This is a genomic window from Klebsiella sp. LY, assembly GCF_004010915.1.
Classification (GTDB): Bacteria; Pseudomonadota; Gammaproteobacteria; order Enterobacterales; family Enterobacteriaceae; genus Klebsiella; species Klebsiella quasipneumoniae.
Genome location: NZ_CP022444.1, coordinates 3,499,412 through 3,522,261, shown reverse-complemented (window position 1 = coordinate 3,522,261; position 22,850 = coordinate 3,499,412). Strand labels below are relative to the sequence as shown.

At 58.8% G+C, this 22,850-nt stretch carries 23 protein-coding genes; 9 read left to right on the top strand and 14 right to left on the bottom strand.

Annotation, left to right across the window (positions count from 1 at the left end; genetic code table 11):
* Positions 1-42 precede the first annotated feature (42 nt).
* Entirely contained in the window at positions 43-300 is a 258-nt protein-coding gene (locus tag CE636_RS20115; protein ID WP_002889848.1) for a YjhX family toxin, read from the bottom strand.
* 463 nt (positions 301-763) lie between these two features.
* On the opposite strand from CE636_RS20115, the gene glaH reads away from it, so the two are divergent.
* The 6 genes from glaH (at position 764) to csiR (ending at position 8,079) form a co-directional block, all read left to right on the top strand.
* Positions 764-1,741: a glutarate dioxygenase GlaH gene (gene glaH, locus CE636_RS20105; protein WP_025999352.1), complete on the top strand. Its 978-nt coding sequence runs from the start codon at positions 764-766 to the stop codon at positions 1,739-1,741.
* A gap of 27 nt (positions 1,742-1,768) precedes the next feature.
* Positions 1,769-3,037, top strand: coding sequence for an L-2-hydroxyglutarate oxidase (lhgO, locus tag CE636_RS20100; RefSeq protein ID WP_017901317.1), 1,269 nt, complete (start codon positions 1,769-1,771; stop codon positions 3,035-3,037).
* A gap of 23 nt (positions 3,038-3,060) precedes the next feature.
* Complete coding sequence (gene gabD, locus CE636_RS20095) at positions 3,061-4,509, top strand: NADP-dependent succinate-semialdehyde dehydrogenase (RefSeq protein ID WP_004204664.1); 1,449 nt, start codon at positions 3,061-3,063, stop codon at positions 4,507-4,509.
* A gap of 12 nt (positions 4,510-4,521) precedes the next feature.
* Entirely contained in the window at positions 4,522-5,805 is a 1,284-nt protein-coding gene (gene gabT / locus CE636_RS20090) for a 4-aminobutyrate--2-oxoglutarate transaminase (RefSeq protein ID WP_017901316.1), read from the top strand.
* Positions 5,806-5,940: 135 nt separating this feature from the next.
* Positions 5,941-7,341, top strand: coding sequence for a GABA permease (gene gabP / locus CE636_RS20085; RefSeq protein ID WP_004204661.1), 1,401 nt, complete (start codon positions 5,941-5,943; stop codon positions 7,339-7,341).
* A 45-nt stretch (positions 7,342-7,386) separates the two neighbouring features.
* Positions 7,387-8,079, top strand: coding sequence for a DNA-binding transcriptional regulator CsiR (csiR, locus tag CE636_RS20080; RefSeq protein WP_004204660.1), 693 nt, complete (start codon positions 7,387-7,389; stop codon positions 8,077-8,079).
* Positions 8,080-8,176: 97 nt separating this feature from the next.
* On the opposite strand, the gene crl is transcribed toward csiR, so the two are convergent.
* The 3 genes from crl to gpt all read right to left on the bottom strand — a co-directional run bounded on the left by crl (position 8,177) and on the right by gpt (position 10,441).
* The gene (gene crl / locus CE636_RS20075) at positions 8,177-8,575 is read right to left on the bottom strand and encodes a sigma factor-binding protein Crl (protein ID WP_002889793.1); all 399 of its coding nucleotides are present in this window, start codon (positions 8,573-8,575) and stop codon (positions 8,177-8,179) included.
* A gap of 57 nt (positions 8,576-8,632) precedes the next feature.
* Positions 8,633-9,877, bottom strand: a complete 1,245-nt coding sequence (gene frsA / locus CE636_RS20070) for an esterase FrsA (RefSeq protein WP_004204644.1) — start codon at positions 9,875-9,877, stop codon at positions 8,633-8,635.
* A gap of 105 nt (positions 9,878-9,982) precedes the next feature.
* Complete coding sequence (gene gpt, locus CE636_RS20065; protein ID WP_002889733.1) at positions 9,983-10,441, bottom strand: xanthine phosphoribosyltransferase; 459 nt, start codon at positions 10,439-10,441, stop codon at positions 9,983-9,985.
* A gap of 257 nt (positions 10,442-10,698) precedes the next feature.
* Here gpt and pepD point away from each other — a divergent pair, with 257 nt between their 5' ends.
* Complete coding sequence (pepD, locus tag CE636_RS20060; RefSeq protein WP_012968882.1) at positions 10,699-12,156, top strand: cytosol nonspecific dipeptidase; 1,458 nt, start codon at positions 10,699-10,701, stop codon at positions 12,154-12,156.
* Positions 12,157-12,204: 48 nt separating this feature from the next.
* Here the strand turns inward: pepD and CE636_RS20055 are convergent, their stop codons facing one another.
* Both CE636_RS20055 and dinB read right to left on the bottom strand, forming a co-directional pair.
* Positions 12,205-12,651 carry a GNAT family N-acetyltransferase gene (locus tag CE636_RS20055; RefSeq protein WP_017901315.1) on the bottom strand — a complete coding sequence of 149 codons (447 nt, stop codon included), beginning with the start codon at positions 12,649-12,651 and terminating at the stop codon, positions 12,205-12,207.
* Between the two features lie 2 nt (positions 12,652-12,653).
* Complete coding sequence (gene dinB / locus CE636_RS20050) at positions 12,654-13,709, bottom strand: DNA polymerase IV (RefSeq protein WP_004204641.1); 1,056 nt, start codon at positions 13,707-13,709, stop codon at positions 12,654-12,656.
* 159 nt (positions 13,710-13,868) lie between these two features.
* Here dinB and CE636_RS20045 point away from each other — a divergent pair, with 159 nt between their 5' ends.
* Positions 13,869-14,729 carry a glycerophosphodiester phosphodiesterase family protein gene (locus tag CE636_RS20045; RefSeq protein WP_017901314.1) on the top strand — a complete coding sequence of 287 codons (861 nt, stop codon included), beginning with the start codon at positions 13,869-13,871 and terminating at the stop codon, positions 14,727-14,729.
* A 146-nt stretch (positions 14,730-14,875) separates the two neighbouring features.
* On the opposite strand, the gene nqrM is transcribed toward CE636_RS20045, so the two are convergent.
* The 7 genes from nqrM to CE636_RS20010 are packed head-to-tail and all read right to left on the bottom strand — an operon-like array spanning position 14,876 to position 20,936.
* Positions 14,876-15,091 (bottom strand): (Na+)-NQR maturation NqrM, encoded by a 216-nt coding sequence (gene nqrM / locus CE636_RS20040; protein WP_004204638.1) that lies wholly within the window; start codon positions 15,089-15,091, stop codon positions 14,876-14,878.
* Between the two features lie 2 nt (positions 15,092-15,093).
* Positions 15,094-16,317 carry an NADH:ubiquinone reductase (Na(+)-transporting) subunit F gene (nqrF, locus tag CE636_RS20035; protein WP_004204637.1) on the bottom strand — a complete coding sequence of 408 codons (1,224 nt, stop codon included), beginning with the start codon at positions 16,315-16,317 and terminating at the stop codon, positions 15,094-15,096.
* Between the two features lie 12 nt (positions 16,318-16,329).
* Positions 16,330-16,926, bottom strand: coding sequence for an NADH:ubiquinone reductase (Na(+)-transporting) subunit E (gene nqrE / locus CE636_RS20030; RefSeq protein WP_004177335.1), 597 nt, complete (start codon positions 16,924-16,926; stop codon positions 16,330-16,332).
* Between the two features lie 6 nt (positions 16,927-16,932).
* Positions 16,933-17,571 (bottom strand): NADH:ubiquinone reductase (Na(+)-transporting) subunit D, encoded by a 639-nt coding sequence (locus CE636_RS20025; RefSeq protein ID WP_002889716.1) that lies wholly within the window; start codon positions 17,569-17,571, stop codon positions 16,933-16,935.
* On the bottom strand, positions 17,564-18,358 hold the full coding sequence (locus CE636_RS20020; protein WP_017901313.1) for a Na(+)-translocating NADH-quinone reductase subunit C: 795 nt from the start codon (positions 18,356-18,358) through the stop codon (positions 17,564-17,566). The genes CE636_RS20025 and CE636_RS20020 overlap by 8 nt, the downstream gene beginning before the upstream one ends.
* Complete coding sequence (locus tag CE636_RS20015) at positions 18,351-19,589, bottom strand: NADH:ubiquinone reductase (Na(+)-transporting) subunit B (protein WP_017901312.1); 1,239 nt, start codon at positions 19,587-19,589, stop codon at positions 18,351-18,353. Before CE636_RS20015 ends, CE636_RS20020 begins: the two co-directional genes overlap by 8 nt.
* Positions 19,590-19,592: 3 nt before the next feature.
* Positions 19,593-20,936 carry a Na(+)-translocating NADH-quinone reductase subunit A gene (locus tag CE636_RS20010; RefSeq protein WP_004204633.1) on the bottom strand — a complete coding sequence of 448 codons (1,344 nt, stop codon included), beginning with the start codon at positions 20,934-20,936 and terminating at the stop codon, positions 19,593-19,595.
* A gap of 411 nt (positions 20,937-21,347) precedes the next feature.
* On the opposite strand from CE636_RS20010, the gene dpaA reads away from it, so the two are divergent.
* Complete coding sequence (dpaA, locus tag CE636_RS20000) at positions 21,348-22,088, top strand: peptidoglycan meso-diaminopimelic acid protein amidase (protein ID WP_002889699.1); 741 nt, start codon at positions 21,348-21,350, stop codon at positions 22,086-22,088.
* On the opposite strand, the gene CE636_RS19995 is transcribed toward dpaA, so the two are convergent.
* Positions 22,059-22,826, bottom strand: coding sequence for a class II glutamine amidotransferase (locus CE636_RS19995; RefSeq protein WP_004204630.1), 768 nt, complete (start codon positions 22,824-22,826; stop codon positions 22,059-22,061). The two genes, dpaA and CE636_RS19995, sit on opposite strands and share 30 nt — an antisense overlap.
* Positions 22,827-22,850: the final 24 nt, after the last annotated feature.

Sequence of the window (22,850 nt, the reverse complement as noted above, 5' to 3'; positions counted from 1 at the left end):
AGAGCCATACGCCCGGGCAGCGACCCTGCCCGGGTCGCTGTATCAGCGGTTGTCCGCCTGTGCGCGAACGTTATTCAAACCGGTGGTGTTGATCCGGTACGGCTGGCCATTCACCGACTTAATCAGCTTTTTGGTTTTGAGCTTTTTGAAGACCGCGAGGGTACAGTCGCTCAGCAACAGCCCTTCCCGGGTGTAGCATTCGACGGCGGTAATGCGGCCGGAGGTATCGCGGACGTGCGCAATACGGCCACCTTTGGCGAGTACGTGTAAGGTCCGTTGTTCCTGACGGGATAAATTCATACTGAAACCTGTTCATTATCATGTGCGAAAACATGCCTACACCCGCAGGTGTGTGCGTAAGGTTTAAGCGCAGCGATAATCAGTCCGGCCTGGGCAGGTCGGGAAGCTGATTATCTGATAATGACATTCTCCAGCATCGAAGCCTCGGTGAGCATTGAAAGGTATTTACCGGCTGAATATTAACACCTTCATCTGGTAAGGGTATTGTGCAGATTAAAAACTGTGACCGGTATTACGATTTCCCGTCAGCCTACCCCCCATTTTTTGCGCTATCCGCCGCTCGCTCTGCTCCTCAACTTTCACCACCACCTTATCCCCCTCCCGCATTGTTAAATAATTGTTGTCAGATCACAAAATGGAAACAAAAAGGCCATTTCGTACGCATTTTATAAAAATGTAGATATTTTTAATTTATGGCTACGAAATGAACATCACCCTGACCTTACAGCGAGGAACGATCCTGATGAACGCCCTGACCGCAGTAAAACCGACACCCGCGCCGTTAGCCCAGCAATACCCTGGCTTTACCGTCTCCCCTTCCGCCCAGTCGCCGCGCCTGCTGGAGCTCACCTTTTCCGCGGACACCACCACCCAGTTTCTGCAGCAGGTCGCGCAGTGGCCGGTGCAGGCGCTGGAGTACAAATCTTTCTTACGCTTCCAGGTGGGCAAGATCCTCGACGATCTGTGCGGCAACCAGCTGCAGCCGCTGCTGATCAAAACATTGCTCGATCGCGCGGAAGGCGCGCTGCTGATCAACGGCGAAGGGATCGATAACGTCAGCCAGGCCGAAGAGATGGTCAAGCTGGCCACCGCCGTCGCCCACCTGATTGGCCGTTCCAACTTCGACGCCATGAGCGGCCAGTATTACGCCCGCTTCGTGGTGAAAAACGTCGATAATTCCGACAGCTACCTGCGCCAGCCGCACCGGGTGATGGAGCTGCACAACGACGGTACCTACGTCGAAGAGCAAACCGACTACGTGCTGATGATGAAGATCGACGAGCAGAACATGCAGGGCGGCAATTCCCTGCTGCTGCATCTCGACGACTGGGAGCACCTCGACGAATTCTTCCGCGACCCGCTCGCCCGCCGCCCGATGCGCTGGGCCGCGCCGCCGAGCAAAAACGTCAGCAAAGATGTTTTCCACCCGGTGTTCGACGTCGACCAGCTGGGTCGCCCGGTGATGCGCTATATCGACCAGTTCGTCCAGCCGAAAGATTTCGAAGAAGGCACCTGGCTGAGCCGCCTCTCCGACGCGCTGGAGACCAGCAAAAACATTCTTTCTATACCGGTGCCGGTAGGCAAATTTCTGTTGATTAACAACCTGTTCTGGCTGCACGGCCGCGACCGTTTTACGCCGCACCCGGACCTGCGCCGCGAGCTGATGCGCCAGCGCGGCTACTTTGCGTATTCCACGAATCATTACCAGACTCATCAATAAGGGTTTTCAGGCGAAGGAATTGAGCGGATGTATGATTTCGTGATTATCGGCGGCGGCATCATCGGCATGTCGACCGCCATGCAGTTAATTGAGATTTACCCGGACGCCCGCATTGCGCTGCTGGAAAAAGAGTCCGGCCCGGCCTGCCATCAGACCGGCCACAACAGCGGCGTGATCCACGCCGGGGTGTATTACACCCCCGGCAGCCTCAAGGCGCAGTTTTGCCTCGCCGGCAACCGCGCTACCAAGGCCTTTTGCGAGCAGAACGGCATCCGCTATGACGTCTGCGGCAAGATGCTGGTCGCCACCTCGCCGCTGGAGATGGAGCGGATGCGCGCCCTGTGGGATCGCACCGCCGCCAACGGCCTGCAGCGGGAATGGCTGAGCGCCGGGGAGCTGCGCGAGCGCGAACCGAACATCAGCGGGCTCGGCGGGATCTTCGTCCCTTCCAGCGGCATCGTCAGCTACCGCGACGTGGCGGCGGCGATGGCGAAGAACTTCGAATCGAAAGGCGGCGCCATTGTCTACAACGCCGAAGTCAGCGCCCTGAAAGAACACGCCAGCGGCGTGGTGATCCGTACCCGTCAGGGCGGTGAGTATGAGGCCTCGACGCTGATTACCTGCTCCGGGCTGATGGCCGATCGGCTGGTGAAAATGCTCGGCGTCGATCCCGGGTTTATCATCTGCCCGTTCCGCGGGGAGTATTTCCAGCTTGCCCCGCAGCACAATCAGATCGTCAACCATCTGATCTATCCGATCCCCGATCCGGCGATGCCGTTCCTCGGCGTCCACCTGACCCGCATGATCGACGGCAGCGTCACCGTCGGCCCCAACGCCGTGCTGGCCCTGAAGCGCGAAGGCTATCGCAAGCGTGATATCTCGCTGGCCGATACCCTGGAGATCCTCACCTCGCCCGGCATCCGCCGGGTGCTGCAAAACAACCTGCGCTCCGGACTGGGCGAAATGAAGAATTCGCTGTGCAGAAGCGGCTATCTGCGGCTGGTGCAGAAATACTGCCCGAGCCTGACGCTCAGCGATTTACGCCCGTGGCCGGCCGGCGTGCGGGCGCAGGCGGTGTCGCCGCAGGGCAAACTGATCGACGATTTTCTCTTTGTCACCACCGCGCGTTCCATTCACACCTGTAACGCGCCGTCGCCGGCGGCGACGTCGGCTATCCCGATCGGCGCGCATATCGTCAGCAAGGTGCAGACCCTGCTGGCCAGCCAGAGCAATCCCGGACGCACGCTGCGTGCGGCACGTAGCGTGGAGACACTACACGCCGCTTTTACCCGTTAACCCCCTGAAGACAGGAAGCGATTATGCAACTCAACGATATGACTCTGTTTCGCCAGCAGGCGCTGATTGATGGTCAGTGGCGCGATGCGCCCAACGGCGACGTGATTGCGGTGACCAACCCGGCCAACGGCGAGCAGCTCGGCAGCGTGCCGAAAATGGGCGCCGACGAAACCCGACAAGCGATCGAGGCCGCTAACCGCGCCCTTCCCGCCTGGCGTGCCCTCACCGCCAAAGAGCGGGCGAACATTCTGCGCCGCTGGTTCGATCTTATGATGGAGAATCAGGACGATCTCGCTCGTCTGATGACCCTCGAGCAGGGGAAACCGCTGGCGGAAGCCAAAGGTGAAATCAGCTACGCCGCCTCCTTTATTGAGTGGTTCGCCGAAGAAGGTAAGCGCATTTACGGCGACACCATTCCTGGCCACCAGGCCGACAAGCGCCTGCTGGTGATTAAGCAGCCCATCGGCGTTACCGCCGCCATCACCCCGTGGAACTTCCCGGCGGCGATGATCACCCGCAAAGCGGGCCCGGCGCTGGCTGCGGGCTGCACCATGGTCCTGAAACCGGCCAGCCAGACGCCGTTTTCCGCGCTGGCGCTGGCCGAACTGGCCAATCGCGCCGGGATCCCCGCCGGGGTGTTCAACGTCGTCACCGGCTCAGCCGGCGCGGTCGGCGGCGAACTGACCAGTAACCCGCTGGTGCGCAAGCTCTCCTTTACCGGCTCGACCGAGATTGGCCGCCAGCTGATGGAGCAGTGCGCGAAAGACATCAAAAAAGTCTCCCTGGAGCTGGGCGGCAACGCGCCGTTTATCGTCTTCGACGATGCCGACCTCGACAAAGCCGTCGAGGGGGCGCTGGCGTCGAAGTTCCGCAACGCCGGGCAGACCTGCGTTTGCGCCAACCGCCTGTACGTCCAGGATGGGGTATATGACCGTTTCGCCGAGAAGCTGCAGCAGGCGGTGGAAAAACTGCGCATTGGCGACGGCCTGCAGGACGGGGTCACCACCGGCCCGCTGATCGACGAGAAAGCCGTCGCCAAAGTTGAAGAACACATTGCCGACGCCATCGCCAAAGGCGCGAAGGTGGTCACCGGCGGCAAACCGCACGCCCTGGGCGGCAACTTCTTCCAGCCGACCATCCTGGTCAACGTTCCCGACAGCGCCAAAGTGGCGAAAGAGGAGACCTTCGGCCCGCTGGCCCCGCTGTTCCGCTTTAAAGATGAAGCCGACGTCATTGCCCAGGCCAACGATACCGAGTTCGGCCTCGCCGCCTATTTCTACGCCCGCGATCTGAGCCGCGTGTTCCGCGTCGGCGAAGCGCTGGAGTACGGCATCATCGGCATCAATACCGGCATTATCTCCACCGAAGTCGCCCCGTTCGGCGGCGTCAAGGCCTCCGGCCTCGGCCGCGAAGGGTCGAAGTACGGTATCGAAGACTACTTAGAAATCAAATACATGTGTATTGGCCTTTAACAGGAGTGTCGGATGAACAGCAATAAAGCATTAATGGCGCGTCGCAGCGACGCGGTCCCGCGCGGCGTCGGCCAGATCCATCCTATCTTCGCCGAGCGCGCGGAGAACTGCCGGGTGTGGGACGTCGAAGGGCGGGAATATCTCGATTTTGCCGGCGGTATCGCGGTGCTCAATACCGGCCACCTGCATCCGCAGATTGTCGCCGCCGTGGAGGACCAGCTGAAAAAGCTGTCCCATACCTGCTTCCAGGTGCTGGCCTACGAGCCCTACCTGGCGCTGTGCGAAAAGATGAACCAGAAGGTGCCAGGTGATTTCGCCAAGAAAACCCTGCTGGTCACCACCGGGTCGGAAGCGGTGGAGAACGCGGTGAAGATCGCCCGCGCGGCAACCGGGCGCAGCGGCGCTATCGCCTTCACCGGCGCCTATCACGGCCGTACCCACTACACCCTGTCGCTGACCGGTAAAGTGAATCCTTACTCCGCCGGTATGGGCTTAATGCCGGGCCACGTCTATCGCGCCCTCTACCCGTGCGCGCTGCACGGCGTCAGCGATGACGAGGCGATCGCCAGCATCCATCGCATCTTCAAAAACGATGCCGCGCCGGAAGATATCGCCGCCATCATTATCGAGCCGGTGCAGGGTGAAGGCGGATTCTATGCCGCCTCCCCGGCCTTTATGCAGCGCCTGCGCGCCCTGTGCGACGAGCACGGCATTATGCTCATCGCCGATGAGGTTCAGAGCGGCGCGGGCCGCACCGGTACCCTGTTCGCCATGGAGCAGATGGGCGTCGCGGCGGATATCACCACCTTCGCCAAATCCATCGCCGGCGGTTTCCCGCTGGCGGGCGTCACCGGCCGCGCGGAAGTGATGGACGCCATCGCCCCCGGCGGACTGGGCGGCACCTACGCTGGCAACCCCATCGCCTGCACCGCCGCCCTGGCGGTATTGCAGATTTTCGAGCAGGAAAACCTGCTGGAAAAAGCCAACCAGCTCGGCGATACCCTGCGCCAGGGCCTGCTGGCGATCGCTGAAGATCATCCGGAGATCGGCGATGTCCGCGGTCTGGGAGCGATGATCGCCATCGAGCTGTTTGAAGAAGGCGACCACAGCAGACCGAATGCAAGACTCACGGCGGATATCGTCGCCCGCGCGCGCGACAAAGGCCTGATCCTGCTCTCCTGCGGGCCGTACTACAACGTACTGCGCATCCTGGTGCCACTGACCATCGAAGAGGCGCAGATCGAGCAGGGGCTGAAGATCATCGCCGACTGCTTTACCGAGGCGAAACAGGCATAAAACAACAGATATGCGGACACGAAGTACGTTAGTAAGGGAATGAAGACGAGACCTGCAAAACAACAATAATACGCGTGCCCCGGCGCGGGAATGTCGGGGCGCTCTCCCAGGTGACACACTTCGAGAGGGTAAATGATGGGGCAACTGTCGCAATCACAGGATTTAGGGGCGGGACTGAAGTCGCGCCACGTCACAATGTTATCTATCGCCGGGGTGATCGGCGCGAGTTTATTTGTCGGATCCAGCGTCGCCATTGCCGAGGCGGGCCCGGCGGTGCTGCTGGCCTATCTGTTTGCCGGGCTGCTGGTGGTGATGATTATGCGTATGCTGGCCGAAATGGCGGTCGCCACGCCGGATACCGGCTCCTTTTCCACCTATGCTGATAAAGCCATCGGCCGCTGGGCGGGGTATACCATCGGCTGGCTGTACTGGTGGTTTTGGGTCCTGGTTATTCCGCTGGAAGCCAATATCGCGGCGATTATTTTGCATTCATGGGTGCCGGGCGTCCCGGTGTGGTTGTTCTCCCTGGTCATCACCCTCGCCCTCACCGGCAGTAACCTGCTGAGCGTCAAAAACTACGGCGAATTCGAGTTCTGGCTGGCGCTGTGCAAAGTGGTCGCTATTCTGGCGTTTATCGTCCTGGGCGCGGTCGCCATTACCGGTTTTTATCCCTATGCCGAGGTGAGCGGCATTTCGCGGCTGTGGGATCACGGCGGCTTTATGCCCAACGGCTTCGGCGCGGTGCTCAGCGCGATGCTGATCACCATGTTCTCGTTTATGGGCGCGGAGATTGTCACCATTGCCGCCGCCGAATCAGATACTCCGGATAAACATATCGTGCGCGCCACCAACTCGGTGATCTGGCGTATCTCTATTTTTTATCTGTGCTCGATCTTTATCGTCGTCGCCCTCATCCCGTGGAATATGCCGGGGCTGAAGAGCATCGGCTCCTACCGCTCGGTGCTCGAGCTGCTGCATATTCCCTATGCCAAGCTGATTATGGACGGCGTGATCCTCCTGTCGGTCACCAGCTGTCTGAACTCGGCGCTGTATACCGCTTCGCGGATGCTCTACTCCCTGAGCCGCCGCGGCGATGCGCCGGCCATCATGGGGCGGACCAACCGCAGCAAAACGCCGTACGTGGCGGTGCTGCTCTCCACCGGCGCGGCATTCCTCACCGTGGTGGTGAACTACTACGCGCCTGCCAAGGTGTTTAAATTCCTCATCGACAGCTCCGGCGCCATCGCCCTGCTGGTCTATCTGGTGATCGCCGTTTCGCAACTGCGGATGCGCAAAATCCTTCAGGCGCAAGGCGGCGAGATCCGTCTCAGAATGTGGCTCTATCCGTATCTGACCTGGCTGGTGATCGCCTTTATCACCTTCGTGTTGGTGGTGATGCTGTTCCGTCCGGCGCAGCAGCTGGAGGTGATCTCTACCGGCCTGTTAGCATTGGGAATTATTTGTACGGTACCGATTATGTCGCGCTGGAAAAAGCTGGTATTGTGGCAAAAACTGCCGCTGCAAAATACGCGTTAACCCTCTTCCCGGCGCCCGCCGGGAAGAGTCTTCAGGAGTAAGAACATGACCGCCATTTCCCAGGCGACGGCCATTGACGGGTACCGTTGGTTAAAAAACGACATCATCCGCGGGGTCTACCAACCCGATGAGAAGCTGCGGATGAGCCTGTTGACCTCGCGCTATGCCCTGGGGGTCGGTCCGCTGCGCGAGGCGCTTTCGCAGCTGGTGGCCGAGCGGCTGGTGACGGTGGTCAATCAGAAAGGCTATCGGGTAGCGCCCATGTCGGAACAGGAGCTTCTCGATATCTTCGACGCGCGCGCCAACATGGAAGCCATGCTGGTGCGCCTCGCCATTGAGCGCGGCGGCGATGAGTGGGAAGCCGAGCTGCTGGCCCGCGCCCATCTGCTCAACAAGCTGGAGTCGTGCGAAGCGAGTGAGCACTTACTCGATGAATGGGACCAGCGCCATCAGGCATTTCACACCGCCATCGTCGCCGGCTGCGGTTCGCAGTATCTGCTGCAGATGCGCGAACGGCTGTTCGACCTGGCGGCCCGCTACCGCTTCATCTGGCTGCGCACCACTGTGCTGTCGGTGGAGATGCTGGAAGATAAGCATGTCCAGCATCAGACTCTGGTGGACGCTATTCTGGCGCGCGACGCTGAACAGGCCAGCGCGCTGATGCGCGAGCACTTACTGACTCCGATCCCGATTATTCAGCAGGCGATGGCCGGCAAGCTGCAGCCGCAGGTAGTGTGAGTCAGGCGGCGGGGTAGAAAGTACGGGGATGCCGGCAACGTCTTCGTCACGCTCCTCCACGCCGCACGGGCGTGGAGAAATCGTATCCGTAGATCAATCAGGCCCGCAGACGAACCGGCTCGCTGAAATCGTCGGCCGGTTCCAGCTTCAGATTAAAGGTGGTCAGCAGCGCTGCCGCGCGCTCGTGAAACTCGCGCAGCGTTTTTTCCAGTCTGTCGCTCACTTCCGGGTCGTCAATATCGACCGCCTGCCAAGACCCTTCTTTATTGAACAGACCAAACTGGTAGCTATAGGTGAAACGTGACTCTTGTGCTTCCATTTCCATCCACCAGCCCCAGAATTCACGCTTCTCCGGCGCGGGCTTAACATTGACGCAAACTGCCAGGCAATCGAAAAAGAAACGGTTGTCATGGCACTGCTCTTCGCGAATGTAAGGCCCTAGCGCCGTGAATTTCTTGATCAACTTACTTTTCAGGTGTCCACTCGGTAACGTCATTGCGATCTCCTTTAGTGATGCAACTGTTTTACCAAACCAATAGAATTTAGCAATAAATTAACCAAATCTATGATTGATCCAGCGGGCGATCTGTCGCAATGCGTGATCAAAATTGCGATACACCGGGTTAAACGGGATCTCCAGCAGTTTGCCATCGGCAGATGACGAGGTGATTAACCGCGACTCCTCTTCAGGGCTGAACGGATCATCCTTCCAGAAGCCGGAGAGCATCGGCGTCGGGCAACGGCGCCCCAGCAGTCCCTGGGTTTTGAGCGAATAGCGATTGAGCTCCACGCGCAGCGCTTCATCGGATGCGTCATGCATGCCCAGCCGCGAGGCCAGCACGTCGAGGTACATCTCCGGCACGCGCCCCTGATGCAGGGGATCCACCAGCAGACCGTGGACCACCGGCCCCAGACAGGCTACGGCCTTCAGCCGCTGCGGCTCCAGGTAACCGAGACGCACCGCGATATTGGCGCCAAAGCGGAAGCCGAAGGCGGCGACCCGGGTATGGTCAATCCACGGCACATTTTCCAGATGGCGCAGCGCGTGCTGATGCAGCAGGCTGGTGTCCTGATTCAGCGTCCATTTTGATGAGAAGCCGATGGAGGGCATATCAATGGTCAGCATGGCAATGCCGAGCGGTGAGAAGTAGTTTTCATACAGGTTGTAATAATCGGTCTGCAGCGAGTCCAGCCCCCCGCACATCAGCACCGTCGGAAACGGCCCCTCGCCTTTCGGCATATGCAAAAAGCCGGTTATCGGCGAGCCGCCAGGGATAGTAAACTCCAGCTCGCGCAGGGCGCCAGGCAGTCGCTGGGCGGCCTCTTCATACGCCCGGTTGGCTAAAGCCTGCGCCTGTTCCGCCAGCTCATCGCCTTTGATATGCGGATAAGCGGCAATGCTGTACAGGTTCGAAGCATGCAGCCAGTGGCGGCCGCTCAGCAAAGGATCGGCTTCCTGCCCGGCCTTTTGCTGCCACTGCATGGCTTCTTTCGCCCACTCAAAAATCCAGTTGCCGCCGCGATAGCCGATAACGGTATCGAACAGCTCGGGATCGGTTCGTTCGGCCTCGCTCATCACAATGCGCGCTTGCACATCGAGGATCTCCTGCGGGGTTACGCCGCGCCAGATCCACATTAAGCGATTGATCAGACGGTACCAGTGATCGACGTGATTGCCGCTCAGCGCTGACTGCATCGCCTGGGGTTTTCCGGCAGAAAACCGGCGCACCAGCGTAGAGGTTTCGGGATGTTTGAAGCGAGGTTTAAACAGCGTTTCGCTAAGGTTAGCCTGTGACATGTGCAGTCTCCGTCGTAGTGCCACTCCGGATATTGTAACCTGCTAAAGGATAAAAAAAACCACGCCCGGCAAGCCGGGCGTGGTAAATAGCACTGTCCTGAAGAATTAACGACCTGCGATAGGCGGTACAAACACCACGCCCATATCCCACGGCTGTTCAATCCAGGTATCCTGCGGAATATCAACCACGTAATCATCCACCAGCGGACGGCCTGCCGGTTTGGCGAAAATGGTGACAAAGTGCGCTTTGGGATACATTTCGCGGATCGCCACAGCGGTCCCGCCGGTATCCACCAGATCGTCGATAACGATAAAGCCTTCGCCATCGCCTTCCGCACGTTTCAGCACTTTCAGCTCGCGCTGGTTATCATGGTCGTAGCTGGAGATGCATACGGTATCAACATGACGAATGCCCAGTTCACGCGCCAGTAACGCTCCCGGTACCAGTCCGCCGCGGCTAACGGCAATAATGCCTTTCCATTGCTCAACCGGCAGCAGACGGCTGGCCAGTTTGCGGGCGTGAATCTGCAACATGTCCCAGGTGACGACGTATTTTTCGCTCATGTGAAGTGTCCCAGCCTGTGTAATACGGCTTAAATAATGTTCGAGGGGGAAAATGGTTGCGCGAGATTATAGAGATCTGACGCACTAAAAACCAGTGTTAAGCGGTTTGCGCAACGCTTTTTGCGTTGTTTACACTACCTGCGGCGGTGGAAAGTGGTATTCTCAACCCCATCGCGCAAGCCCGGGCTTGTTGTGTATTTTAACGCTAACCCTCGTCCTGCAACCGCTGTATGCAGGAGTCTGTAAGGAGACTTACCGTGTCTGAACTGTCTCAACTATCCCCGCAGCCGCTTTGGGATATTTTTGCCAAGATTTGCTCCATCCCGCACCCGTCCTATCACGAAGAACAGCTCGCCGAGCACATTATGGGTTGGGCAAAAGAAAAAGGCTTACACGCGGAACGCGACCAGGTTGGCAACATTCTGATTCGTAAAGGCGCGACTGCCGGTATGGAAAACCGTAAGCCGGTAGCGCTGCAGGCGCACCTCGATATGGTGCCGCAGAAAAATAACGACACCGTCCACGACTTCGCCAAAGATCCGATTCAGCCGTACATTGACGGCGAATGGGTGAAAGCGCGCGGCACCACGCTGGGCGCGGACAACGGTATCGGGATGGCGTCCGCGCTGGCGGTACTGGCCGACGACAGCGTCGCTCACGGCCCGCTGGAAGTGCTGCTGACCATGACCGAAGAAGCCGGCATGGACGGTGCCTTCGGTCTGCAGGCCAACTGGCTGCAGGCCGATATCCTGATCAACACCGACTCCGAAGAAGAAGGCGAAATCTACATGGGTTGCGCCGGCGGGATCGATTTCACCTCTAACCTGGCGCTGACCCGCGAAGCGATTCCGGCCGGGTTCCAGAGCTTTAAAGTCACCTTAAAAGGGCTGAAAGGCGGCCACTCCGGCGGTGATATTCACCTTGGTCTGGGTAACGCCAACAAGCTGCTGTCGCGCTTCCTCGCCGGCCACGCCGATGAGCTGGATCTGCGTCTGGTCGATTTCAACGGCGGCACGTTGCGCAACGCCATCCCGCGTGAAGCTTACGCTACTGTCGCCGTCGCCGCGGATAAAGCCGATGCGCTGAAAGCGCTGGTGAATACTTACCAGGCGCTGCTGAAAAACGAGCTGGAGGCCAAAGAGAAGAACCTGGTGGTGCTCCTTGAAGCGGTCGATAACGACAAAGCGGCGCTGACTCAGGCTTCCCGCGACGGTTTCATCCGCCTGCTGAACGCCACGCCGAACGGGGTTATCCGCAACTCTGACGTGGCGAAAGGCGTAGTGGAAACTTCGCTGAACGTCGGCGTCGTCACCATGACCGATGACAACGTACAGATCCACTGCCTGATCCGCTCGCTGATCGACAGCGGCAAAGACTACGTGGTCAGCATGCTGGATTCTCTGGGTAAGCTGGCGGGGGCGAAAACCGAAGCCAAAGGCGCTTACCCTGGCTGGCAACCGGACGCCAATTCGCCGGTGATGCACCTGGTGCGCGAGACCTATCAGCGTCTGTTCAACAAGACGCCGAACATCCAGATCATCCACGCCGGTCTGGAATGCGGCCTGTTCAAAAAACCGTATCCGGAAATGGACATGGTCTCCATCGGGCCGACCATTACCGGTCCGCACTCTCCGGATGAGCAGGTACATATCGAAAGCGTCGGCCAGTACTGGACGCTGCTGACCGAGCTGCTGAAAGCCATTCCGGCTAAATAAGCACCACCACCGGCGGCAGTCCGCCGCCGGTTTTTCACCCGCCTCACCTTAGCAACCCGCGTTTTCCATCCGGTAGTTAATAAACCACTCTCCGCGCGCCGCTACCCGCTGCTCAGCCACCACCTTAAAGCCATGGGCTGTAAAACAGGGTTTTGCCGTAATGCTGGCGTCCACCGTCAGGATTTGCGCAGGATACTGAGCGCAGAGCGCCTCGATAAGCGCGCCGCCGATACCCTGCCGGCCATGATCCGGCGAGACGAAGAGTAAATCGATATGCGTCCCGATGGCGGTGATAAAGCCAACCGGTTGATGCTCTACTTCCGCCACCAGCCCGATTGAATCAGCCAGCTTTTGCCGCCATCGCGTCTCATCCACCTGCGCCCAGGCCGCAATCTGCGCCGGGGTATAGTCCCGGCTGGCCGTTTCCCGCACCGCGCGCAGAAAGATCTGGCAGAGCAGTGGTAAATCGCTGTCGTGGTAAGGGCGAATGTGCATGGTTAAATCCCTAATAAAAGCTGCCTTTCCAGCTGCGGATCGAGCAGCGTTACGTGGAGCCCAACCAGACGCACGCCACGTCCGCCACGGCGCTCATCCCAGGCCTTGTGCGCGGTGGCAATCAGATCCGCTTTGTTCAGCCGCGGCCAGACGTGCTCCTGGGTGGTCAGCTGGAAGTCATTGAATTTCAGTTTAATCCCCTGACGGGCGATCAGCAGGTCCGGTTTAACCTTCGCCAGCCGGCGCTCCAGCTCCGGGTAGAGGTTTTCGATTATCGCTTCGCACTCCGGCCATTCGTGAATATCTTCCGCCAGGGTGCGCTCCACGCCCACCGACTTGCGCTGACGGTCGTTATGGATTTCCCGCTCATCAATCCCGTGGCTGCGCTCCCACAAAATACGGCCAAATTTACCGAAGCGCTTAAGCAGCATGGCCAGATCGCTGTTCTGCACATCGCCACAGGTACGCAGGCCCATATTTTCCAGCTTCGCTGCCGATACCTTCCCGACGCCGGGTATTTTCGCCAGCGGCAGCGCCCGCACAAACTCAGCCACCTGATGGGGAGCGATAACGAACTGGCCGTTGGGTTTATTCATGTCAGAGGCGATTTTGGCAAGAAACTTTACCGGCGCGACCCCCGCCGAGGCGGTGAGGCGCAGCTCCCGTTCAATGGTTTCGCGGATCTCCTGGGCTATCAGGGTGGCCGACCCGTGACAATGCACGCTGTCGCTGACGTCAAGATAGGCTTCATCCAGCGACAGCGGCTCAATGCGCGAGGTGTAGCGGGAGAAAATTTCGCGGATATGGTTCGAGGCTTCTTTGTAGGCATCGAAGCGGCCGGGAAGCAGTGTGAGATGCGGGCACAGCTTGAGCGCTGTCGCCGTCGGCATAGCGCTGCGCACGCCAAACTTGCGCGCAGGATAGTTCGCGGTACTAATCACGCCACGCTGTACCCGACTGCCGCCTATTGCGAGGGGGATATCGCGCAACGCCGGGTTGTCGCGCATCTCCACCGCCGCAAAGAAACAGTCCATATCGACATGGATAATTTTACGCATCGTCAGACTCAACACTGTATACCCATACAGCATAGCAAAACTCGCTGCGAATTTGATGCTTTTTTTATTTCATCGGCTAAAAAAGCGGTCAAAACATAAAAATGCAATGAATTATGTTTATTTTCATAAAGTTAACCAATGAATCTGGAAGGTGTAATCATGAAGAAAATACTTACCGCACTTTGCCTGCTGGCCACCGCCGGCGCCTGGGCAGCCCCACAGCTGATTGCCCACCGCGGCGGCACCGGCGATGCGCCGGAAAATACCCTGCCAGCGATCAAGCTGGCGCTGGAGAATAACGCTGAGGCCATCTGGGTCACCGTGCAGTTAAGCCGCGACGGCGTGCCGGTGCTCTACCGGTCAAGCGATCTTTCCGCATTGACCAATAGCGAGGGCAAAGTTTCCAGTTTGACCGCCGCCGAGATGGCGAAAGTCGATGCCGGCTGGAAATGGGGTGATGACAGCCACCCCTGGCGCGGCAAGCAGGCCACCATTCCCACGCTGCAAGCCGTTTTGCAGCAATGGCCGCACACGTTCTTCTACATCGACATTAAATCTCCTGATGCCGACCCGACCGTGATGGGCGAGCGCCTGCTTGCGGTGTTAAAAGCCACGCACAGCCTCAATCGCGTACGGGTCTATTCCACCGAAGACCGCTATATCGCCGCGCTGCCACCGGCTATTCCCCGCTTCGTCACCCGTAGCGAAACCCGCACCAGGCTCGCCAGTATTTCGCTCAGCCATCAGTGCCAACCTGCCAGCCAGCGCGAAGGCGAACAGTGGTATGGGCTGGAGCTGAAGCGCAAGGTAGAGGTGGTGGAGAAATTCACCCTTGGAGAAGGGATCTCCCCGGCGACGCTCACCTGGGATAAAGAGGCGATGGATTGCTTCCGCTCGCAGGGCAAAGCGCACATTATCTTCTTCGGCATCAACAGTGCGGAAGATTACCGCACGGCGAAGGCGCTGGGCGCTGACGGCGTGATGGTTGATTCCCCGGCGCAGGCGAAAAGCTGGCAGTAAGAGCGCAAAGGGATAAAAAAGGCCGCGAAAGCGGCCTCACGTTGCTGGCATGTTGTTGCCGGGTGGCGGCTGCGCCTGACCCGGCCTACAAAACCGAAGCAGCAGGCCCGGCAAGCGCAGCGCCTCCGGGCCAAAATGGCCAAAGATTACAAAATACGCCGCTGCTGGCGCTGCGCCTCGCGGGCGAGACGTTTCTTACGCGCGTCGCAGGGCTCAGGACAGTCGCAGACTTTCTCCAGCCCCAGCGAGGAGATCCCCCCGCAGCTGCCCTGAATGCTCTTGCGCTTCACCAGGTAGCCCAGCGACATCCCGAGGATCACCAACGCAAAAATCACAAAGGTTGCGACAAACACCGTCAGCATCGTCAGCCTCCAAAGTCGTCGAGCAGAATATTCTCGTCCTCGACGCCCAGGTCCTTCAGCATCTTAATCACCGCGGCATTCATTACCGGCGGCCCGCACATGTAGAACTCGCAGTCTTCCGGCGCCGGGTGATCGCGCAGATAGTTCTCGTACAGAACGTTATGGATAAAGCCGGTATGCCCCGTCCAGTTATCTTCCGGCAGCGGATCGGAGAGCGCGACGTGGAAGGTAAAATTCGGGTTATCCCGCGCCAGCTGTTCAAACTCATCATCGTAGAACATCTCACGCAGCGAGCGCGCTCCGTACCAGAAGCTGATTTTGCGTGTGCTGTGCAGGCGCTTGAGCTGGTCGAAAATATGCGAACGCATCGGCGCCATCCCGGCGCCGCCGCCGATAAACACCATCTCAGCGTCGGTTTCTTTGGCAAAGAACTCGCCGAACGGCCCGGAAATCGTCACCTTATCGCCCGGCTTCAGCGACCAGATATAGGACGACATGATCCCCGGCGGGGCATCCGGCACCTTCGGCGGCGGCGTCGCAATGCGCACGTTGAGCATAATGATGCCCTTCTCTTCCGGATAGTTAGCCATCGAGTAGGCGCGCAGGGTCGGCTCTTTCACCTCAGAGACGTAGCGGAACAGGTTGAACTTGTCCCAGTCCGAGCGGTATTCATCCGGAACATCGAAGTCAGCATAGGCCACTTTATGCGGCGGGCATTCGATCTGAATATAGCCCCCCGCGCGGAACGGCACCACCTCCCCCTCCGGGATCCGCAGCTTGAGCTCTTTAATGAAAGTGGCTTTGTTATCATTGGAGATAACTTCACACTCCCATTTTTTCACACCGAAGATTTCCTCCGGTAGCTCAATCTTCATGTTCTGCTTCACCGCGACCTGGCAAGCCAGACGGCAGCCGGCTTTTGCTTCACGTTTGGTAATATGCGAAAGCTCGGTCGGCAGGATATCGCCGCCGCCCTCTTTGATAGTCACCCGACACTGGCCGCAGGAGCCGCCGCCGCCGCAGGCGGAGGAGACAAAAATCCCGTTGCTCGACAGCGTGTTCAGCAGCTTATCCCCCGCCGGGGTGCGGATCTGCTTATCCGCTTCGTTATTGATCTCAATAACCACGTCGCCCGCGTTCACCAGCTTTGAGCGCGCTGCCAGGATAAGCCCCGACAGCACCAGCACAATCAGCGTGAACATCACGACGCCAAGAATAATTTCCATACTTATTCGCCCTTATAGCTGCACGCCTGAGAAGGACATAAAGCCCAGCGCCATCAACCCGGTGGTAATAAAGGTGATCCCTAACCCGCGCAAGCCGGCAGGCACATTGGCGTACTTCATCTTTTCGCGGATCCCCGCCATCGCCACGATCGCCAGCATCCAGCCGATACCGGAGCCGAAGCCGTAGACGATGGATTCCGGGAAGTTGTAATCACGCTGCACCATGAACGACACACCGCCAAAAATCGCGCAGTTAACTGCAATCAGCGGCAGGAAGATCCCCAGCGCGTTGTATAGCGCCGGGAAGTACTTATCGAGGATCATCTCGAGGATCTGCACCAGCGCGGCGATCACCCCGATAAAGGTGATGAAGTTCAGGAAGCTGAGGTCCACCCCTTCCACCAGCGCGCCGTCGCGCAGCACCAGGTTATACACCAGGTTGTTGATCGGTACGGCAAGACCCAGCACCACCGTCACCGCAACGCCGAGGCCGAAGGCGGTGGAGACCTTTTTCGACACCGCGAGGAAGGTACACATCCCGAGGAAGAAGGCCAGCGCCATGTTCTCAACGAACACCGCGCGGACAAACAGGCTAATGTAATGAGCCATCATCGATTACTCCTTTTCCTGCTGTTCAGGCTTCCAGCTACGCAGGGCCCAGATCAGCAAACCGATAATGAAGAACGCGCTCGGCGCCAGCAGGAACAGGCCGTTCGGCTGATACCAGCCGCCGTTCTGCACCGTCTCCAGCACCGTGATACCGAACAGCTTGCCGCTGCCGATAAGCTCGCGCAGGAAGCCGACGATAATCAGGATCGCGCCATAGCCGAGACCGTTGCCAATACCGTCCATAAAGCTCGCCAGCGGTGGCGACTTCATGGCATAGGCTTCGGCGCGGCCCATCACGATACAGTTAGTGATGATAAGCCCGACGAACACCGACAGCTGCTTAGAGGTCTCATAGGCGAAAGCCCGCAGTAGCTGATCCACCACGATAACCAGCGAGGCGATGATCGCCATCTGCACGATGATGCGCACGCTGTTGGGAATGTGGTGGCGGATCATCGAGATAAACATGCTGGAGAACGCCGTCACCAGGGTTACCGCAATGGTCATCACGAAGGCGGTTTCCAGTTTAGTGGTGACCGCCAACGCGGAGCAGACGCCCAGCACCTGCAGGGCGATGGGGTTATTGGCGATGAGCGGGCCCACCAGCACGCGCTTCACCTCTTTCATATCGCTCTGTTCAGCCATTGTTCAGCCCTCCTTCACGCACCTTTTTCAGGAACGGACCAAAGCCCAGTTCACCCATCCAGAAATCAAAGCTGTGCTGTACGCCATTTGACGTCAGCGTGGCGCCCGATAAGCCATCAACCGCATGCAGGTCACCAGCGCGCGCGCCGCCTTTGACCACTCTCAGCGCCGGCATGCCGTTGTCATCCAGCACCTGCTTGCCGACAAACTGCTGGCGCCAGTTCGGGTTCTCCACTTCGCCGCCCAGCCCCGGAGTCTCCCCCTGGTCATAGTAGGTAATGCCTTTCACCGTGCGGCCATCGACGTCCAGCGCTACGAAGGCGTACATCATCGACCACAGGCCATTGCCATAAATGGGCAACACCACCTGCTCAATCCTCTGCTGCGCGTCACGCACCAGGTAGATTTCCGCCAGATTGCTGCGGCGTTTTATCCCGGCCGGATCCTGGCTGGCGTCCAGCGCCATACTCTGTTGCGGATCCTTCAGCGCCTGGGCCTGATTGAATTTTGCCGGGTCTTTCTCCAGCAACTCACCGGTCGCCAGATTCACCAGTCGCGGCGAAATGCGCGCCGCGAAGGTGTCCGCTACCGCATCCGCATCCATACCGGGCTGCATCAGGCCGGACACCGCCAGGATATTACGCTGCTTATCCAGCGCCCGTTGCGCCTGCTGGCGGGATTTCAGCCCCACGGCCGAGCCCGCTACTACAATGGAGCAGACCAGACAAAGCACCAGCACCACCAGCAGCGTTTTGCCGATGCTATCGTTACTTTTCTTCTCAGCCACGCGACTTCCTCCGCTTAATATTGGCCTGCACCACCAGGTAGTCGAACAGCGGTGCGAAGAGGTTGGCGAAGAGGATCGCCAGCATCATCCCTTCCGGATAAGCCGGGTTCACCACGCGGATCAGCACGCACATCACGCCGATCAGCACGCCGTAACTCCATTTCCCTTTATCAGTAAACGAGGCGGATACCGGGTCCGTCGCCATAAACATCATGCCGAAAGCAAAGCCGCCGAGCACCAGATGCCAGTACCATGGCATAGCGAACATCGGGTTGGTGTCGGAGCCGATAACGTTAAACAGGGTGGCGGTGGCGATCATGCCGATCATTACCCCGGCGACGATGCGCCAGGACGCGACGCGGCCAAAGAGAATGATCGCGCCGCCGATCAGGATCATCAGCGTTGAAACTTCGCCAATCGAGCCCGGAATATTGCCGAGGAAGGCGTCCATCCAGCTCACCGGGATGCCTGTAGCGACGTTAACCAGCGCTTCACCGCCGCCGCTGGCCCACTGGGAGAGCGGCGTCGCGCCGGAGAAACCGTCCGCCGCCGTCCACACCAGGTCGCCGGAGATCTGCGCCGGATAGGCGAAGAACAGGAACGCGCGCCCCGCCAGCGCCGGGTTGAGGAAGTTGCGCCCGGTGCCGCCGAAAATCTCCTTAGCGATCACCACCCCGAAGGAGATCCCCAGCGCCGCCTGCCATAGCGGCAGCGTGGGCGGGACGATCAGCGCAAACAGAATCGAGGTGACAAAGAAGCCTTCGTTGATCTCATGTTTGCGCACGATAGCGAACAGCACTTCCCAGAAGCCGCCGACGATAAAGACGGTGATATAGATAGGCAGGAAGAAGACCGCGCCTAAGGTCATCATGCTCAGCCAGCCGGCGTCGGCGCTGAAGCTCACCCCTAACCACTGGGCAACGCTATAGTGCCAGTTGTTGGCAATGACCTGCTGCAGCTGTTCGGCGCCGTAAAGCTTATGTAGCGCCGGAATGGTCTGTAGCCCGACGTTGTACATCCCCCAGAACATCGCCGGGAATACGGCAAACCACACGAGGATCATCATCCGCTTGAGGTCGATGGCGTCACGCACGTGCGCCGCGCCGCGGGTGACCTGGCCTGGAGTGTAGAAGATGGTCGCCGCCGCCTCATACAGCGGGTAATATTTTTCCAGCTTGCCGCCGTGCGTGAAATGCGGCTCAAGTTTTTCAATCAGATGCTTTAAGCCCATCTCTTATCCTTCCTGCTCAATCCGGGTTAATACGCTGCGCAGCGCCGGGCCATATTCATATTTCCCGGGGCAGACGTAGGTGCAGAGCGCCAGATCTTCTTCATCCAGCTCCAGACAGCCCAGCGCCTGAGCGCTGTCGGTGTCCCCGGCCAGCAGATCGCGCAGCAGTATAGTCGGCAGGATATCCAGCGGCATCACCCGTTCGTAGTTGCCGATCGGCACCATCGCCCGCTCGCCGCCGTGGGTATCGGTGGAGAAATGAAAGCGCTTGCGCTTGAAGAAATGGCCTAGCGTAGTGCGGGTAATCGAGAACTTCTCTTTGCCCGGCATCACCCAGCCAAACAGCTCTTTTTCCCGACCTTCGCGAACCACGCTCACCTGCAGATGGAAACGCCCGAGGAAGGCGTGGGGGCCGTGGGCGCGGGTACCGCTAAGTACCGAGCCGGAAATGACGCGGTTTTCCCCCTCCTCCAGCTCGCCCGCCAGCAGATCGTCCAGACTGGCGCCCAGCGTCGTTTTGACCAGCCGCGGCGACTTCACCTGCGGGCCGCCGAGCGCAATCACCCGCTCGCAGTTCAGCTCACCTTCAAGGAAAAGCTTACCAATGGCGATCGCGTCCTGATAATTGAGGTGCCAGACCTGCTTATTCAGGCTCACCGGCTCCAGAAAGTGAATATGCGTTCCCGGCAGCCCCGCCGGGTGCGGCCCGGTGAACTGGTTAAAACAGACCTGGCCAGCTGGATGACCGCCGAGCTTACCGCCGCTGGGCTGGCAGACGTGGACTTTCCCGTCGGTCAGACGCGTCAGCACGGTAAGGCCGGCGTCGAAAGCGGCCCGTTCGGCCAGAATAATCGGCTGCGGCTCCGCCGCCAGCGGATTGGTATCCATGGCGTTAACAAAGATAGCAGCCGGCACGCTGCCCGGGCGCGGCGTTTTACTGAATGGCCGGGTGCGCAGCGCCGTCCACAGGCCCGACGCCAACAGCTGCTGCTGCACGGTGTCGCGCGGCAGTTCAGCCAGCGCGTCCGCGGCGTAACGGGTAAACGCCACCGCGTCATTGCCCTCGATATCAATCACCACCGACTGCAACACGCGCCGTTCACCGCGGTGGATCGCGCTGACGACCCCGCTCGCCGGGGCGGTAAAGCAGACGCCGGGGATCTTTTTATCTTCGAACAGGATCTGACCTTTTTTGACCCGATCGCCTTCTTTGACCGCCATGGCGGGACGCATGCCGACGTACTCTTCTCCGAGTAGCGCGACGCGCTTCACCGCTGGCGCGGAAGAAATCTGCTGTAATGGCATGCCAGCTATGGGCAAATCCAGCCCTTTCGTGATTTTAATCATATCGTTAGCAGGTATCCGTAACCTCAACCCCGACGCAGGCCGGGGCCAGCTTATTGACAGAATGGTAGAGAAGAAAGGTCAAAACGGCGCCAGTAGCGCTCAGGACGGAAGAGAAGCATCCTTTCTTACTCTGGTGATGAACCGGCGCAAGTGTAACATTTCGTGAGCGGCGGCTGTAGCGCAAGGGGCGATAAGTGCTTCTAAAATGCGAGCTATTGCGCAAAGTTCTCACTGTGTTTTCGTCGGCGTCAGGGTATAAAGTGAGGCGGAATTGTAAACGCCGCCACGTCGCCCTTGCGAAAAAATGCCGTGATGCTAATGTGAGCGCTCTAAATCCAGAAAACTCTGATTTCGGGTCTCTCTTGCCGTCCTGGCAATGTGGCTATTTTGTTTTATCAAGGAACAAGCAGTATGCGCAAAATCGCATTATTTATTGCGATGCTTCTGCTGCCGTGCGTGTCATTTGCCGGGCTGCTCAGCAGCAACAGCCCGACGACGCCGGTTAGCAAAGAATATAAGCAGCAATTAATGGGTTCACCGGTTTACATTGAGATCTTTAAAGAAGAGCGCATGCTCGACCTTTACGTCAAAATGGGTGAGACCTACCAGCTCCTCGACAGCTATCGGATCTGCAACTACTCCGGTGGCCTGGGCCCGAAACAGCGCCAGGGCGATTTCAAGAGCCCGGAAGGGTTCTATAACGTCACCCGCAGCCAGCTCAAACCCGACAGTCGCTTCTATAAAGCGATTAATATCGGCTTCCCGAACGCCTACGATCGCGCCCATGGTTATGAAGGGAAATACCTGATGATCCACGGCGACTGCGTATCAGTCGGCTGCTACGCCATGACCGACAGCGGGATCGATGAGATCTTCCAGTTCGTGACCGGCGCCTTAGTCTTCGGTCAGCCAAGCGTGCAGGTGAGTATCTATCCGTTCCGCATGACCAACGCCAATATGGAACGCCACAAATACTCCTACTATGCGGATTTCTGGAAACAGCTGAAGCCTGGCTATGATTATTTCCAGCAGACCCACAAACCGCCGGTCGTATCAGTGACCGACGGCCGCTATGTGGTGAGCAAGCCGCTCAGCCACGAGGTTGTCCAGCCGCAGCTGGCCTCAAACTATACGCTCCCCGAGACAAAATAACGCCCACTCGCCTGGCATGATCTTATGCCAGGTCTCATTGGCCGTCAGCGGCTGCGTGGCGATAACCGTGACCACATCGTTGGGTGTGGTCTCGCGTTGAAAGTCGATCTCCACATCCTGGTCCAGCAGTTTTGCCACGCCGAACGGCGCCCGCCGGGTGATCCAGTGCAGGTTGGTCGAGCAGAACGCCATCACATAGCGTCCGTCCGATAGCAGCATGTTGAACACCCCTTTCTCACGCAGCTCCCCCGCCAGGGTGGCGATATACTTAAATACGCCCAGCATATTGCCCGGCGTACGCGGGTAGCGCTCGGTTAAGCGGTGCAGCAGCCAGCAGAAGGCCTTTTCACTGTCGGTTTCACCTACCGGGTGGAAATTGCCGGTTTTCAGCGATTTATAGCCTTTGAGCTGCCCGTTGTGCGCGTAGGTCCAGTTGCGCCCCCACAGCTCGCGGGTGAACGGATGCGTATTCTCCAGGGCCACCATCCCGCGGTTGGCCTGACGGATATGCGCGACGACGGAACAGGACTTAATCGGGTAATCCTGGACCAGTTTCGCGATCGGCGACTGAAAGCTCGGCTGCGGATCTTTGAATGTGCGACAGCCTTTGCCTTCATAGAAGGTGATGCCCCAGCCGTCTTTATGCGGCCCCGTCCCGCCTCCGCGCTGTACCAGCCCGGTAAAGCTAAAACAGATATCTGTTGGCACATTGGCGCTCATCCCGAGCAGTTCGCACATAGATCACCTCACCATCACAAATCA

Coding starts and splice junctions, on each gene's coding strand:
- CE636_RS20045 (WP_017901314.1), top strand. CDS start 13,869: ATGAAGAAAATACTTACCGCACTTTGCCTGCTGGCCACCGCCGGCGCC.
- gpt (WP_002889733.1), bottom strand. CDS start 10,441: ATGAGCGAAAAATACGTCGTCACCTGGGACATGTTGCAGATTCACGCC.
- CE636_RS20115 (WP_002889848.1), bottom strand. CDS start 300: ATGAATTTATCCCGTCAGGAACAACGGACCTTACACGTACTCGCCAAA.
- nqrF (WP_004204637.1), bottom strand. CDS start 16,317: ATGGAAATTATTCTTGGCGTCGTGATGTTCACGCTGATTGTGCTGGTG.
- CE636_RS20015 (WP_017901312.1), bottom strand. CDS start 19,589: ATGGGCTTAAAGCATCTGATTGAAAAACTTGAGCCGCATTTCACGCAC.
- csiR (WP_004204660.1), top strand. CDS start 7,387: ATGACCGCCATTTCCCAGGCGACGGCCATTGACGGGTACCGTTGGTTA.
- CE636_RS20055 (WP_017901315.1), bottom strand. CDS start 12,651: ATGCACATTCGCCCTTACCACGACAGCGATTTACCACTGCTCTGCCAG.
- crl (WP_002889793.1), bottom strand. CDS start 8,575: ATGACGTTACCGAGTGGACACCTGAAAAGTAAGTTGATCAAGAAATTC.
- CE636_RS19995 (WP_004204630.1), bottom strand. CDS start 22,826: ATGTGCGAACTGCTCGGGATGAGCGCCAATGTGCCAACAGATATCTGT.
- lhgO (WP_017901317.1), top strand. CDS start 1,769: ATGTATGATTTCGTGATTATCGGCGGCGGCATCATCGGCATGTCGACC.
- dinB (WP_004204641.1), bottom strand. CDS start 13,709: ATGCGTAAAATTATCCATGTCGATATGGACTGTTTCTTTGCGGCGGTG.
- CE636_RS20010 (WP_004204633.1), bottom strand. CDS start 20,936: ATGATTAAAATCACGAAAGGGCTGGATTTGCCCATAGCTGGCATGCCA.
- gabP (WP_004204661.1), top strand. CDS start 5,941: ATGGGGCAACTGTCGCAATCACAGGATTTAGGGGCGGGACTGAAGTCG.
- frsA (WP_004204644.1), bottom strand. CDS start 9,877: ATGTCACAGGCTAACCTTAGCGAAACGCTGTTTAAACCTCGCTTCAAA.
- gabD (WP_004204664.1), top strand. CDS start 3,061: ATGCAACTCAACGATATGACTCTGTTTCGCCAGCAGGCGCTGATTGAT.
- nqrM (WP_004204638.1), bottom strand. CDS start 15,091: ATGCTGACGGTGTTTGTCGCAACCTTTGTGATTTTTGCGTTGGTGATC.
- glaH (WP_025999352.1), top strand. CDS start 764: ATGAACGCCCTGACCGCAGTAAAACCGACACCCGCGCCGTTAGCCCAG.
- nqrE (WP_004177335.1), bottom strand. CDS start 16,926: ATGGCTCATTACATTAGCCTGTTTGTCCGCGCGGTGTTCGTTGAGAAC.
- gabT (WP_017901316.1), top strand. CDS start 4,522: ATGAACAGCAATAAAGCATTAATGGCGCGTCGCAGCGACGCGGTCCCG.
- CE636_RS20025 (WP_002889716.1), bottom strand. CDS start 17,571: ATGGCTGAACAGAGCGATATGAAAGAGGTGAAGCGCGTGCTGGTGGGC.
- dpaA (WP_002889699.1), top strand. CDS start 21,348: ATGCGCAAAATCGCATTATTTATTGCGATGCTTCTGCTGCCGTGCGTG.